The organism is Pseudomonas viridiflava (genome assembly GCF_001642795.1).
Classification (GTDB): domain Bacteria; phylum Pseudomonadota; class Gammaproteobacteria; order Pseudomonadales; family Pseudomonadaceae; genus Aquipseudomonas; species Aquipseudomonas viridiflava.
In genome coordinates this window covers 1-14,567 of the sequence record NZ_LKEH01000016.1, presented here as the reverse complement: position 1 = coordinate 14,567, position 14,567 = coordinate 1, and the positions used below count along the sequence as shown (strand labels likewise).

Here is a 14,567-nt window from a genome sequence, read left to right as displayed (position 1 = left end):
GGAATCTAGCTGTAGGCGACCGATTTGGGTTAATTTCGGCACCATTAGCGTGGCGCCGAGTCCATTTGGTGGTACGACGAAGAGCCGTGATTGCGAACAGGTGTCAAAAGACCCCAACCAGGCGAAAACGCCAGTTCCTTTCTTCACCCTTGTAGACCGTCATGTCCACCCCCATATCGGGGCGACCGATGCGTGAAGGATTCCACCTTGAGCGAACTTTTAAACCGTCGTCTGGCTTTGCTCGGCGAGCGCAACAACCTCTCTCTGCTGGAGCAGTGCCTGCACGGTATCGAGCGCGAATGCCTGCGTGTGACCGAACAGGCACACCTGGCGCAGACGCCTCATCCGACCGCTCTGGGCGCGGCTTTGACCAATGGACTGATCACCACCGACTATTCAGAGTCGCTGCTGGAGTTCATCACACCGGCGCTCAAAGACCCGGTGCAGACACTCGACAGCCTCGACAGGATCCATCGCTTCGCCTACAGCAAGCTGGACCGCGAGCTGCTGTGGAGCCCGTCCATGCCCTGCCCGCTGCCGGACGAAGAACATATACCGATTGCCTATTACGGCACCTCGAACATCGGCAAGCTCAAATATGTGTACCGCAAGGGCCTGGCCCTGCGTTATGGCAAGACCATGCAGTGCATCGCCGGCATTCATTACAATTTCTCGCTGCCTGAAGACGCCTGGGCGTTGTTGAAGCAGACCGAAGATTTTGCCGGTGACGCGCGTGACTACCAGTCGCACTCCTACATTGCGCTGATTCGTAACTTCCGCCGCTACAGCTGGCTGCTGATGTACCTGTTCGGTGCCTCGCCGGCGCTGGATGCAGGCTTCCTGCGCGGGCAACCGCACATGCTCGAACAGTTCGACGGCGACACGCTGTATCTGCCGTACGCGACCAGCCTGCGCATGAGCGATCTGGGCTACCAGAGCAACGCTCAGGCCGATCTGACGCCGTGCTACAACGATCTGGTCAGCTACACCGACAGCCTGCGCAAGGCCGTTGCCACGCCCTATGCGCCTTATGTCGAAACCGGCACTCACGACGCCAACGGCGAATGGGTGCAGCTCAACACCAACGTGCTGCAGATCGAGAACGAGTACTACTCCAACATCCGTCCCAAGCGTGTGACCTACACGGGCGAGCGTCCGATTCAGGCGCTGATGTCGCGTGGCGTGCAGTACGTCGAAGTCCGCTGTCTGGACATCAACCCGTTCCTGCCGACCGGCATCAGCCTGGAGCAGTCGCGCTTCATCGACGCCTTCGTGCTGTATTGCGCCCTTGAGGAAAGCCCGCAACTGGCCAACCACGAGTGCTCGAACGCAGGCTCCAACTTCCTGACCGTGGTCAAGGAAGGACGTCGCCCTGATCTGGAACTGCTACGCAACAACGACCCGATCAAACTGAAAGACTGGGCCAACGAACTGCTGCAGAAGATCACGCCGATTGCGCAGTTGCTCGACGAGGCTCAGGGCACTGACGAGCATCTGAAATCGATGGCGGTGCAGCATGCGAAAGTAGCTGATGCATCACTGACGCCGTCGGCGCAGGTGCTGGAAAGTATGAGGGCGCACAACGAAGGCTTCACCGGGTTCTCGTTGCGCCAGAGCCAGCTTCATGCCGAATACTTCCGCAATCACCCGCTGACAGCCGAAGAGCAGGCGCACTTCGAAGAACTGGCGAAAACCTCGATAGCCGAACAGGCCGAACTGGAAGCGACCGAAGAAGTGGTGGATTTCGACACCTTCGTCGGATCGTATCAGGCGAGTATTCTGGCGATCAGTAACTGAGGGCTGGAATACAGCCTCGGTGGGGGCGCCACCCAGTCTTCAACCTGGCGCTATCGCGCAGCAAACTTGATGGGATCGGACTTGTGATGATCGTTCCCACGCTCTGCGTGGTAACGCCGCCCAGGACGCTCCGCGTCCGCTCTCGAATACGGCGCAGATGCGTGGCCGAGCTCCAGCGCTATTCACGTCATGCGCTGGGCTCACTTGATCCGCAATCTGCGCCATTTGTGACGCGGAGCGTCACGGGAGGCATGCCCACGCGGAGCGATGGGCACGATCAGTGTTTATAACAATGAGTGCTCCGCGTCCGGTCAGCACTTCAGCGATCATTACGCTTGCCAGCGACTCAAATCGCCTTCTCGAATATCTTCGAATTACGCTGGTAGTTATATAACGACGCACGCGCGCTAGGCAGGCGGTCGACGCTGCTTGGCTCGAAACCACGCTCGCGGAACCAGTGCGCGGTACGGGTCGTAAGGACGAACAACGTCGTGAGCCCCAGTGCGCGGGCGCGGTTTTCGATGCGTTCGAGCAGCTCGTCACCACGGCCGCCATGACGGTACTCGGGGTTGACCGCCAGACACGCCAGTTCGCCCGCCTGAGAGTCGGCAATCGGATACAGCGCCGCACAGGCGATGATCAGCCCTTCGCGCTCGACCACGCTGAACTGGGTGATCTCGCGCTCCAGCACTTCGCGTGAACGACGCACCAGAATGCCCTGCTCTTCCAGCGGCGTGATCAGGTCCATCAAGCCGCCCACGTCTTCGATCGCCGCCTCGCGCACCAGTTCGAACTGCTCCTGGGCCACCAGCGTACCGCCACCGTCCCGGGTGAACAGTTCGGTCAGCAGCGAGCCGTTTTCGGCGTAGCTGACAATATGGCTGCGACCCACGCCGCCACGACAGGCCTCGGCCGCTGCATCGAGCAGTTCCGCCTGATAGTTGCTGCCCAGACGCTGCAAATGCGCAGGCACCTGCTGCGGACGCAATTCGCGCACCAGACGGCCCTGCTCGTCCAGCAAGCCTGTTTCAGCACCGAACAGCAGCAGCTTGTCGGCCGCCAGATCGATGGCCGCGCGAGTCGCCACGTCTTCACAGGCCAGGTTGAAAATCTCACCGGTTGGCGAATAGCCCAGCGGCGACAGCAAGACGATATGGCGTTCGTCCAGCAAGCGATTGATGCCCTTGCGGTCGACCCGGCGCACTTCGCCGGTGTGCTGGTAATCGACACCTTCCAGCACGCCGATCGGACGCGCTGTCACCACGTTGCCGCTGGTCACGCGCAGACGTGAGCCCTGCATCGGCGAGGCGGCCATGTCCATCGACAGGCGCGCCTCAATGGCAATGCGCAGCTGGCCGACAGCATCGATCACGCATTCAAGGGTTTCGGTATCGGTAATACGCATGTCGCGATGAAAGCGCGGGGTGATGCCGCGCTGCGCCAGACGGCTTTCGATCTGCGGACGCGAGCCGTGAACCAGCACCAGCCGCACACCCAGGCTGTGCAGCAGCACTAGGTCGTGGACGATGTTGCCGAAGTTCGGATGCGCGACGCCGTCACCGGGCAGCATGACGACGAAGGTGCAGTCGCGGTGGGCATTGATATAGGGAGACGCATGGCGAAGCCAGTTAACGTATTCGGGCATGACAGCAAGAGCCTGTAGAAAAAATGGACGAAGGGCAGAAACACGCACAACGCTGGGCGGTTATCGTCGGAACAGGCTTGGCAACACGCGCACTCTCCTTTTCAAGGTTATCCGACCCGCCTCACTGCGGGGTCAGGCAATAATGTTCGATCAACTGGCGTAACAGATGCACTGTAGGCGTCAGGCGTGACATTTCGAGGTATTCCCCCGGCTGATGCGCACAGGCAATGTCGCCCGGCCCCAGCACCAGTGTCTCGCAGCCAAGGCGCTGAAGATAAGGCGCTTCGGTGCCAAATGCTACCGCAGCCGCCGTATGACCGGTCAGTCGTTCAGCTACACGCACCAGTTCGGCATCGGCCACCTGTTCAAACGGGGCGCACTCCGGGAACAGCGGGGCGTAATCGATCTTCACCTGATGCATTTCGGCGAGCGGTTGCAGCTTCTGCCGGATCGCCGCGCGCAGCACATCCGGGTCCATGCCCGGCAGCGGACGCAGGTCGAATTCCAGCGAGCACTGGCCGCAGATCCGGTTAGGGTTGTCGCCGCCATGGATGCAGCCCAGGTTCAGCGTCGGCTGCGGCACGGTGAACTGGGGGTTGCGGTATTCGAGCTGCCATTGCTTGCGCAACCCCTTAAGCTCGCTGATGGCGTCATGCATGGCCTCCAGCGCGCTATGGCCCAGACTCGGGTCGGACGAGTGGCCGCTGCGCCCGAGAATATCGATGCGCTCCATCATCACGCCTTTGTGCATGCGAATCGGCTTGAGCCCGGTCGGCTCGCCGATCACTGCGGCACGACCCAGCGGGCGACCTGCGTCAGCCAGCGCCCGCGCGCCGGCCATCGAGCTTTCTTCGTCGCAGGTGGCGAGGATCAGCAGCGGTTGCTTGAACGGCTGATCCAGCAGGCCGCGCACGGCTTCGATCACCAGCGCGAAAAACCCTTTCATGTCGCAACTGCCCAGACCGACCCAGCGCCCGTCCACTTCGGTGAGCTTCAAGGGATCGGTTTTCCACAAGGCCTCGTCGAACGGCACGGTGTCGCTGTGCCCGGCCAGTACCAGACCGCCGGGGCCTGTGCCGAAGGTCGCCAGCAGATTGAACTTGCCGGGCGACACTTGTTGAATATCGCAGGCGAACCCCAGATCGCCGAGCCATCCGGCCAGCAGGTCGATGACAGGACGATTGGACTGGTCCAGGGAAGGCTGGGTGCAGCTTACCGACGGCGCAGCGATCAGGGCTGCAAACTGGTCTTTCATGGACGGCAAGGGCATGAGCGCTTCCTGTAATCGGGTCGAAACACGCCCCATCATAGGGTCATAACGACCCAGGAATAAACCGTTAAGGGCCATGTCCTGTACACTGCCGCCCTCAGCAGCCATTCAGTCACGGGCTGCGCTCCCGATATCAGCTCAAGCGTTTGGATTCCCCCGGCCATGCAAAAAGAAACAGAAATCAAACTCCGCGTCAGCCGCGAGACCCTCGCTGCACTGCGTGAACACCCGTTGCTCAAGAAGCGCAACAAAAGTGGCTGGGAGCGCCTCGAGCTGTCGAACCAGTACTTCGATACGCCCGAACGTGAGCTGGCCCACGCCAAGGTTGCCCTGCGCATCCGCCGCGACGGTGATCAGATCATTCAGACCATGAAGACCCGTGGTCAGAGCGTGGCCGGTCTGTCCGAGCGCAATGAGTACAACTGGGACCTGCCCAAGGCCAAGCTGGACCTCAAGAAGCTGGAAGGCGATTGCTGGCCCGAGCAACTGGCCGAGCTGGACAAGAAAACCATCAAGCCGCTGTTCACCACCGATTTCGTGCGCGAGAAGGCCGAGATTGCCTGGGGCCGTGGCAAGGCCAAGGTCGTGATCGAAGCCGCACTGGACCTCGGTCAAGTGGTGGCAGGCAAGCAAAAGGAAGAAATCTGCGAGCTGGAACTCGAGCTGCGCGAAGGCGAGCCTGCCGCGCTGCTGGAACTGGCCGCCGAACTGGCCGCAACCCTGCCCTTGATGCCCTGCGACATCAGCAAGGCCGAGCGCGGCTACCGCCTGCTCGACGCCAGCAGCTACTCGCTGAGCCTCGCGGCACCTGAACTGACGGCAGAAACGCCGCTGGACGACGCTTACTCGGCACTGGCCTGGCATCTGCTGGGCAGCAGCCAGCGTCTGGCCGAGCAGTACCGCTTCAACGGCCACTGGCGTTTGCTGCAGGACTGGGTCGAACTGCTCGCCGAACTGCGTGCACTGACCAGCAGCCTTGGCCAAGCCGCACCACGCGCCTCGACCGCTCAACTGCGTGCGGCGCTGGACGCTTTGCTGGAAGACTGGCGTCCACTGGTACTGGCCGGTCAGGAAGACGGTGACGTGCGCGCTGCCGCTCACGAGCAGTTCCTTGAAGAGTTGCAGGACACCCGTTGGGGCGAGTTCTCGCTGAACACCTCGCGCTGGTTGCTGGAACGCAGCTGGACCACGGAGCGCAACAACCGTGGCAACCGTCAGGGCGCCGCGCTGCTGGCCAGCTGGCTGCCACGCTTGCTGGCCGACGAAGCCACCTCGCTGCAATTGGGTCGTTATCAGCAGCAGCCGGAAGATCTGGCCGAACAGCTGCCACGCATCGAACGCATCCAGTCCTGGCTGCACTGGGCGCGCGGTGCGCTGGACCTGCCGGACCTTGATCGTCTGTATGGCGAGCTGAGGAAACTGGAAGAACTGGCTCATCAGGACATCAGCGACGAAGTGCTGGACGCTCGCGTGCATCAGGCACTGACCGTGTTCCAGGGCCGCGCCTGGAAGACCTTGTTGCGTTTGTAACAGCGCGCACGCTGCGGACTGTGACGCAAAGCGTCACCTCACGGCCGGACGCGGAGCGTCCTGAGAGGCGTTACCACGCTGGAGCGTGGTAACGATCATAAATCTCCACCACACGGATCGTTCCGCACGCTCTGCGCTCATCGTTATAGACAAGTCTGCCTCAACACTGATCGTGCCCATCGCTCCGCGTGGGCATGCCTCTCAGGACGCTCCGCGTCCGATCCGAGGCGTTTCACGTATGTCGTTTCTCACCGCAACGGCAAGCTCGTCGTAGACTTGATTTCCGACAATGCCACGGTCGAATTCACCTCTTGAATCCCCGGCACCAGCGACAGTTTCTCGAAGAAAAACCGCTCGTACGCCTCAATGTCGGGCGTCACGATGCGCAGCAGAAAATCCACTGACCCCATTAGCACATAGCACTCCAGCACCTCAGGAAACCCGCGAATCGAGTCGGTGAATTCGGTGAAGTTGGAGCGCCCGTGCGCATTGAGTTTCACCTCGGCGAATATCTGCGTATTCAGACCGATCTTCTTGCGATCCAGCAAAGCGACCTGTCGCCGGATCACACCTTCATCCTTGAGCCGCTGAATGCGTCGCCAGCAAGGCGACTGCGACAATCCGACCTGCTCGGCGATCTGCGCGCTGGACAGCGATGCATCCTCCTGGAGCAGGGCAAGAATCCTGCGATCATAGGCATCCAGATCGACAGACATAAACAATTCTCCAGAAGCATCAATCACGCATTAACAAGTCGAAACAAGCGTAATTCATTCCATCATGGACCAGATATTTCTTTTTACGCGTGCAAGAATTTCTCTTAATCGCACAGGAGAAACCGGCATGCCCACGCTCGAAACCGTTCTCACCCCTGCACATCGCCCCGACAGTTGGTCGTCCGCCAGCCACACCTGCTGTGTGCGCTATCAGATCCTCGCCGAGGCAGAACCTGCGCTGTTGTGCCAGGTGCTGAACCTGTTCGCGATGCAGTACCTGACGCCCTGCCACATCGAGGTAACGCGAGAGAACGGACTGCTGGCCATCGACGTGCAGGTCGACGGATTGAGCTGGCACCGGGCGGGCGTCATTGGTGAAAAAATGCGCAATCTGATCGATGTGTGCTCGGTCGAGCTGACGCACAGCGAATCGCTGCAGCCCGCAGAAACCTTCGTCGCGCTGGCTGCCGGCTGAATCCAGAAAGGCCTTTTGGAAATTCCCGGTCGCATAGAAGGCCCAACACTGGCACGCTTGGCAGCTAGTCTTGTTCATCTTCCGATGATGAACTGCCTCAAGGAGCGTGCATGGCATCCCTGGCCCCGTCTTCACAGGATCGCTGGCTCGATCTGAACGATGTACTCCGTGATCTGGTCGCCCAAGGCTTGCTCAGTCAGGACGACGCTGAAACAGCGGTCACCCAGCGGCGCAGCGCCGCCAACATTCAACTGCACCCGCTCGCCTTTCTTGCCAGCCAGCAGTTCGATGACCTGAAACGTCCCGGCAAGAAGCTCGACCTCGAAACGCTGACCGCCTGGCTGGCGAATGCCTGTGGCCAGCCCTACATGCGCATCGACCCGCTGAAAATCAACGTGGCGGCCGTTACGCCGCTAATGTCTTACGCCTTCGCCCAGCGCCACAAGATCCTGGCCGTGGCCGTTGATCGCGAATCGGTCACCATCGCCAGTTCGCAGCCTTATGTGCGCGCCTGGGAAGCCGATCTGGAGCACGTGCTGAAGCTGCAGATCAAACGCGTGGTCGCCAACCCGATAGACATCCAGCGCGTCGGGGTGGAGTTCTTCAGGCTGGCAAAATCGGTCAGCGGCGCCAGCGCCACCGAACAGAAAGTCAGCAACATGGGCAACTTCGAACAGTTGCTCAAGCTCGGCGCCAGCGATCAGGAACCCGATGCCAACGACGCGCACATCGTCAACATCGTCGACTGGCTGTTCCAGTACGCATTCCAGCAGCGCGCCAGCGATATCCACATCGAACCCCGGCGCGAACAGGGCACGGTACGCTTTCGCATCGACGGGGTGCTGCACAACGTCTACCAGTTTCCGCCGCAAGTGGTCATGGCGATTGTCAGCCGCCTGAAGAGCCTGGGACGGATGAACGTTGCCGAAAAACGCAAGCCGCAGGACGGCCGGGTGAAGACTACGACCCCGGAGGGTGGCGAGGTGGAGTTGCGCCTGTCGACGCTGCCCACGGCGTTCGGCGAAAAGATGGTGATGCGGATCTTCGACCCCGAGGTGCTGCTCAAGGACTTCGACCAGTTGGGTTTCTCGAGCGATGACCTGCGGCGCTGGCAGGAAATGACCCGCCAGCCGAACGGCATCATTCTGGTCACCGGTCCTACCGGCTCCGGCAAGACCACGACGCTGTACACCACGCTCAAGAAGCTGGCGACCTCGGAGGTCAACCTCTGCACCATCGAAGACCCGATCGAGATGGTGGAGCCGGCGTTCAATCAGATGCAAGTCCAGCACAACATTGACCTGAATTTCGCCAGCGGCGTGCGCGCGCTGATGCGACAGGACCCGGATATCATCATGATCGGCGAGATTCGCGACCTGGAAACGGCTGAAATGGCGATTCAGGCGGCGCTGACCGGTCACCTGGTGCTGTCGACCCTGCACACCAATGACGCGCCCAGCGCCATCAGCCGGATGCTGGAGCTCGGCGTGCCGCACTATCTGCTCAAGGCCACGATACTGGGTGTCATGGCCCAGCGTCTGGTGCGCACGCTCTGCCCGCACTGCAAGGCGCCGATCAACCTGAACGAAACCGACTGGCAGACCCTGACACGCCCCTGGCAGGCGCCTGTGCCATCCGGCGCGCATCAGGCCGTAGGTTGCGTGGAATGCCGGGAAACAGGCTACAGGGGGCGTGCGGGGGTGTACGAGATCATGGTGATGTCGGATGCGGTGAAGTCACTGATCAGCGCGGATCTGGACCTGACTGCCATGCGCAGACAGGCCTTCAAGGAAGGCACACGCAGTCTGCGTCTGTCCGGTGCCCAGAAAGTGTCTGCCGGTTTGACTACTATTGAAGAGGTGCTGCGCGTAACGCCACAAAGCGAACAGCGCTGAAAGCGTGAAGCCGCAATGCCTGAGGCTGAACTGACAGGGCCACGCGGCAGCTAAAGTGAACAAGCTGGTACACATTGATTGAACTAGTACGTGACTTTGGCTATCCAACCCGTCAGAACAACCACAGTTGGAGTACCTCATCATGCGTCTCAAGTTTGCTGTCGCCACCGTTGCCTTGCTTTCCATCCCGATGGGTTCAGCGATGGCTGACACCTTTTGGCGTAACGTGATTTCCTCGGGTGCCACCACCGGCTCGACTTACCTGACCTTCAAGGATCACAAGCTGATCGTTGCCGCTCAGGACGACGCAGGCAGCTTCGTTGCCAGCGACGGCGGTATCCGTGGCCCGTTCCTGGAAGCTGCCATCCAGCAGGTTCGTCAGGACAACCCAGGCCTGAAGGCTACCGACATGGAACTGGCCAACGCGATCCTGGACAAGAATCTGGTTGCCGAAAACCAGTAATTGTCCTCAAAAAAATGCCGCTCGATTGAGCGGCATTTTTTTGTCCGGCGTTTACTCGCCGATGGCGCTTTTGTAACCCGCAGCATCCAGCAGTTTTGCCAGATCACCTGTCGCGTCGACCGGCTTGAGTTTGAATATCCAGGAAGCATAAGGGTCGTTGTTGAGCCCTTCTGGCGTACCTTGCAGGTCTTCATTCACAGCTATCACTTCGCCTGCAACCGGCGCGTAAATGTCCGAAGCGGCCTTGACCGACTCGACAACGCTTGCAGCATCACCCGCTGCGAAGGTTTTGCCGATTTCCGGCAGCTCGACGAAAACGACATCGCCCAACGCGTCCTGTGCGTGATCCGAGATACCGACTGTTACGGTGCCATCAGCTTCCAGACGCGCCCATTCATGGCTTTCGGCGAAACGCAGTTCGGCGGGAATATTGCTCATTTAGTCATCCTCAACATCGGGGTCAGCGGAAAACCCGCCAGATTAGGTTAGATCAGGGCTTTGCCATGACGCACAAACGCTGGCTGCACGACCCTCACCGGGTACCATTTGCCGCGGATTTCGACCTCGGCGCGGTCAGCGGTGGCCATCGGAACGCGTGCCAGAGCAATCGACTTGCTTAGCGTAGGAGAGAAACTACCACTGGTTATCTCACCTTCGCCAATTTCTGCGATGCGTACCACCTGTCTGGCGCGCAACACACCGCGCTCTTCAAGCACCAGTCCCACCAGCTTGGAGGCGATCCCTGCGGCTCGCTCGGCCTCAAGCGCCCGACGTCCGATGAACTCACGCTCGGCAGGCTCCCACGCAATGCTCCACGCCATGTTCGACACCAGCGGCGAAGCGTTTTCGTCGATATCCTGACCGTACAGGTTCATGCCAGCTTCGAGGCGAAGGGTGTCGCGCGCGCCCAGGCCAATCGGGGAAATACCGGCACCGACCAGATCATTGAAGAAGCCCGGGGCCTGTTCGGCGGGCAACATGATTTCCAGCCCGTCTTCGCCGGTGTAGCCGGTGCGGGCGATGAACCAATCGGCGTTGTCATGGCCTTCGAAAGGTTTGAGCTGACGAATCAGATCGGCACGGGCGCTGGTGACCAACTCGGCGATTCTGCTTCTGGCCTGCGGACCCTGAATGGCCAGCATGGCCATCTCGCTGCGCTCGACCAGTTGCACGTCGAACCCTTCCAGCCGGGACTGCATCCAGGCGAAGTCCTTGGCGCCGGTCGCCGCATTGACGACCAGCCGATAACCGCTGGTCGTGAGGTAGACAATCATGTCATCGATGATGCCGCCATGATTGTCGAGCATGGCGCTGTAAAGGGCCCGACCCGGCGTCTTGAGCCTGTCGACGTCATTGGCCAGCAGGTAACGCAGCCAGGCCTTGGCCTGACTGCCGCGCACATCGATCACATTCATATGCGAGACATCGAAGACCCCACAGTCGCGACGCACCTGATGGTGTTCCTCGACCTGCGATCCGTAATGCAACGGCATGTCCCAGCCACCAAAATCGACCATCTTCGCGCCGAGCGCGAGGTGCAGGTCAAAGAGTGGGGTACGCTGTCCCATGGGTTTCTCCTTCCGGGCGTGGCGAAGGTGCGGGCAGACACATCACGGCAAGCCCCCCGCTGAGTCGGGGTTTGCAACCAATAAAGCGTGTCGAATTGTCTGACAGACCGCACCAATTGCGGCGCATTGTAGCCGCAAGGTGATGGCCCCGCACCTAGCTAATCTGACGGGCAGAGCGGCGAATCAGCCCGATGACGGGCAACAGGCCGACCAGCACCAGCGTCAGGGCGGGCAATGCAGCGCGCGCCCACTCGCCTTCACTGGTCATCTCGAAAATACGCACGGCCAGCGTATCCCAGCCAAATGGGCGCATCAGGAGGGTTGCAGGCATTTCCTTGAGCACGTCAACGAACACCAGCAGCGCGGCACTCAGAGCGCCTGGAACCAGCAACGGCAAATACACGTTGAGAAACAACTTCGGTCCGCTGACGCCCAGACTGCGTGCTGCTTCAGGCAGCGACGGACGGATACGCGAGAGACTGTTTTCCAGCGGACCGAAGGCCACGGCGATGAAACGCACCAGATACGCCAGCAGCAACGCAGACAGACTGCCCAGCAGCAGTGGCTTGCCCGCTCCACCGAGCCAGCCCGACAAGGGGATGACCAGTTCGCGGTCCAGGTAACTGAACGCCAGCATGATCGACACCGCCAGCACCGATCCCGGCAACGCATAGCCCAGATTGGCCAGGCTCACGCCCGAACGGATCGCAGGTGTGGGCGCCATGCGCCGTGCGAAAGCCAGCACCAGCGCGGCGCTGACCGTAATCAACGCCGCCATGCCGCCAAGATACAGGGTGTGCAGGATCAGACCGGTGTACCGCTCGTCCAGATCGAAGCGGCCCCGCTGCCAGACCCAGACCACCAGTTGCAGCACGGGCACGACAAACGCGCAGAGAAACACCAGCCCACACCAGAACGTCGCAGCCAGTGCCTTGAGCCCGCGCAGGTGATAAAGCGCCTTACCTCGCGGGCGCTCGTTGGTCGCACGGCTCGCGCCTCTCGCACGACGTTCGCCATACAGCAGGATCAGCACCGCCAACAACAGCAGGCTGGCCAGTTGCGCCGCGCTGGAGAGGCTGAAGAACCCGTACCAGGTCTTGTAGATGGCGGTGGTGAAGGTGTCGAAGTTGAACACCGACACGGCTCCGAAATCCGCCAGTGTTTCCATCAACGCGAGCGCCACACCCGCACCAATGGCCGGGCGTGCCATCGGCAAAGCCACGCGCCAGAAGGCCTGCAACGGCGATTGCCCGAGCACACGTGCCGCCTCCATCAGGCCCTTGCCCTGAGCCAGAAACGCCGTGCGTGCCAGCAGGTAGACGTAGGGATAGAACACCAGCACCAGAACGATGATCACCCCGCCCGTGGAGCGCACCCGGGGCAACCGCAGGCCGCTGCCAAACCATTCGCGCATCAGCGTTTGCACCGGGCCGGAAAAATCCAGCAGACCGACGAAGACGAAGGCGAGCACATAGGCCGGAATCGCAAAAGGCAGCATCAACGCCCAGTCGAGCCAGCGCCGTCCCGGAAACTCGCACAGACTGGTCAGCCACGCCAGGCTCACACCCAGCAGTGTCACACCCACGCCGACGCCAACGACCAGAATCAAGGTGTTGCCCAGCAGACGCGTCATCTGGGTGTCGAGCAGGTGCGACCAGATCTGCTGATCGATGCTTTGCCAGGAAAGCAGCAGTACGCTCAGCGGCAACAGCACCAGCGCGGCGATGGCAAAGACCAGTGGATACCAGCGGCGTTGGGCAGGATGGGCCAAGAGGTTCTCGAAGTCGGTAAAGGAATGATCGTGCCTACGCTCCGCGTGGGCATGCAGCCCGTGACGCTCCGCGTCACATTCGAGAGCGGACGCAGAGCGTCCTGAGCGGCGTTACCACGCGGAGCGTGGGAACGAGCAGAGGTCGCGTATTAAATCAATTCCAGCCCGCGCGATCCATCATGCGAATGGCTTCTGCCTGACGCTTGCCCGCCACCTCGACAGGAATGGTATCGGCCTTGAACTCGCCCCAGCTCGCCACTTCATCGGAAGGCGCCACCTTAGGGTTGGCCGGGAATTCCTGGTTCACGCTGGAGAAGATCTTCTGCGCCTCAGGGCCGGTCATCCATTCAACCAGCGCCTTGGCGGCGTCCGGGTGTGGCGCGTATTTGGTCAGACCAATACCCGACAGGTTGACGTGCACGCCACGGTCGGCCTGGTTCGGCCAGAACAGCTTCACTGCCAGATCCGGGTTCTGCTTATGCAGACGGCCGTAGTAGTAGGTGTTGACGATACCCACGTCGCACTGCCCGGCGTTGATTGCCTCCAGCACGGCGATGTCGTCGGAGAACACATCGGTGGAAAGGTTGTTGACCCAGCCCTTGAGAATTTTCTCGGACGCTTCGGCACCGTGGGTCTCGATCAGCGTGGCGGTCAGCGACTGGTTGTAGACCTTCTTGGCCGTGCGCAGGCACAGGCGGCCTTCCCAGTTCTTGTCGGCAAGCGCTTCGTAGGTCGTCAGTTCAGCGGGCTTCACACGGTCCGTCGAGTAGGCAATGGTCCGCGCCCGCAGACTCAAGCCCGTCCATCCATGGGTGGACGAACGATATTGCGGTGGAATGTTGGCTTCGATGACCGGCGAGGTGAACGGCTGGAGGATACCCATCTGCTCGGCCTGCCAGAGGTTGCCTGCGTCGACGGTCAGCAGCAGGTCGGCGGTCGCGTTCTCACCCTCGGCCTTGATGCGCTGCATGAGCGGCGCTTCCTTGTCGGTGATGAATTTGATCTTCACGCCGGTCTTGGCGGTGTAGGCATCGAACACCGGCTTGATCAGCTCGTCGATGCGGGAGGAATACACCACCACTTCGTCGGCTGCCTGAGCGGTGCCGCCCAGCAGAGTCAGTGTCAGAGCAGCCAGAAGACGCTTGCTTGCCTGCATGAAGGTATCTCGCGTTCGCAAATGAGGCGAAATGGTAGTGAATCCCATTTGCTATCTCAATCGAAGAGGCGCTGGAGGCGTTACTGGATGTTGCAGCCAGAACGCGTTTGGAAGACTGATCGTGCCCATGTTCAGTGCTCGTACTTATACACAAGTCCGGAAGACGCGCAAAACGGGGGGCCAAGACGAAAGTGTCTGACTGAATGCATACCCTGTGGGAGGCGCCACCACGTCTTCGACGTAGCGCTGTCGCGCATCAAACTGGTTCATCGTAAAGTTGA

General features: G+C 60.7%; 12 protein-coding genes. 5 read left to right on the top strand and 7 right to left on the bottom strand.

Features of this window, described 5'->3' with window-relative positions; all coding sequences use genetic code 11:
* The first annotated feature begins 207 nt into the window (after positions 1 to 207).
* On the top strand, positions 208 to 1,797 hold the full coding sequence (gene gshA / locus AO065_RS00775; RefSeq protein ID WP_004880579.1) for a glutamate--cysteine ligase: 1,590 nt from the start codon (positions 208 to 210) through the stop codon (positions 1,795 to 1,797).
* A gap of 346 nt (positions 1,798 to 2,143) precedes the next feature.
* Here gshA and argA read toward each other — a convergent pair whose 3' ends face one another.
* The gene (gene argA / locus AO065_RS00770; protein ID WP_004880587.1) at positions 2,144 to 3,442 is read right to left on the bottom strand and encodes an amino-acid N-acetyltransferase; all 1,299 of its coding nucleotides are present in this window, start codon (positions 3,440 to 3,442) and stop codon (positions 2,144 to 2,146) included.
* 121 nt (positions 3,443 to 3,563) lie between these two features.
* A complete protein-coding gene (argE, locus tag AO065_RS00765) occupies positions 3,564 to 4,712 on the bottom strand; it encodes an acetylornithine deacetylase (RefSeq protein WP_004880588.1) in 1,149 nt (382 codons plus the stop codon).
* Between the two features lie 162 nt (positions 4,713 to 4,874).
* Here argE and AO065_RS00760 point away from each other — a divergent pair, with 162 nt between their 5' ends.
* The gene (locus tag AO065_RS00760) at positions 4,875 to 6,242 is read left to right on the top strand and encodes a CYTH domain-containing protein (RefSeq protein ID WP_004880590.1); all 1,368 of its coding nucleotides are present in this window, start codon (positions 4,875 to 4,877) and stop codon (positions 6,240 to 6,242) included.
* A gap of 248 nt (positions 6,243 to 6,490) precedes the next feature.
* Here AO065_RS00760 and AO065_RS00755 read toward each other — a convergent pair whose 3' ends face one another.
* On the bottom strand, positions 6,491 to 6,958 hold the full coding sequence (locus AO065_RS00755; protein ID WP_004880592.1) for an Lrp/AsnC family transcriptional regulator: 468 nt from the start codon (positions 6,956 to 6,958) through the stop codon (positions 6,491 to 6,493).
* Positions 6,959 to 7,085: 127 nt separating this feature from the next.
* On the opposite strand from AO065_RS00755, the gene AO065_RS00750 reads away from it, so the two are divergent.
* The 3 genes from AO065_RS00750 (at position 7,086) to AO065_RS00740 (ending at position 9,791) form a co-directional block, all read left to right on the top strand.
* Positions 7,086 to 7,433, top strand: coding sequence for a hypothetical protein (locus AO065_RS00750; RefSeq protein WP_004880594.1), 348 nt, complete (start codon positions 7,086 to 7,088; stop codon positions 7,431 to 7,433).
* A gap of 110 nt (positions 7,434 to 7,543) precedes the next feature.
* Positions 7,544 to 9,328, top strand: coding sequence for a type IV pilus assembly ATPase TfpB (gene tfpB, locus AO065_RS00745; RefSeq protein ID WP_004880596.1), 1,785 nt, complete (start codon positions 7,544 to 7,546; stop codon positions 9,326 to 9,328).
* Between the two features lie 142 nt (positions 9,329 to 9,470).
* A complete protein-coding gene (locus AO065_RS00740; RefSeq protein ID WP_004880598.1) occupies positions 9,471 to 9,791 on the top strand; it encodes a DUF2388 domain-containing protein in 321 nt (106 codons plus the stop codon).
* A 51-nt stretch (positions 9,792 to 9,842) separates the two neighbouring features.
* Here AO065_RS00740 and gcvH read toward each other — a convergent pair whose 3' ends face one another.
* The 4 genes from gcvH to AO065_RS00720 all read right to left on the bottom strand — a co-directional run bounded on the left by gcvH (position 9,843) and on the right by AO065_RS00720 (position 14,286).
* Positions 9,843 to 10,229, bottom strand: coding sequence for a glycine cleavage system protein GcvH (gene gcvH / locus AO065_RS00735; protein ID WP_004880602.1), 387 nt, complete (start codon positions 10,227 to 10,229; stop codon positions 9,843 to 9,845).
* A gap of 47 nt (positions 10,230 to 10,276) precedes the next feature.
* Complete coding sequence (gcvT, locus tag AO065_RS00730; protein ID WP_004880604.1) at positions 10,277 to 11,359, bottom strand: glycine cleavage system aminomethyltransferase GcvT; 1,083 nt, start codon at positions 11,357 to 11,359, stop codon at positions 10,277 to 10,279.
* Positions 11,360 to 11,513: 154 nt separating this feature from the next.
* Entirely contained in the window at positions 11,514 to 13,130 is a 1,617-nt protein-coding gene (locus AO065_RS00725; RefSeq protein ID WP_004880606.1) for an ABC transporter permease, read from the bottom strand.
* Between the two features lie 154 nt (positions 13,131 to 13,284).
* On the bottom strand, positions 13,285 to 14,286 hold the full coding sequence (locus tag AO065_RS00720; protein WP_004880608.1) for an extracellular solute-binding protein: 1,002 nt from the start codon (positions 14,284 to 14,286) through the stop codon (positions 13,285 to 13,287).
* Positions 14,287 to 14,567: the final 281 nt, after the last annotated feature.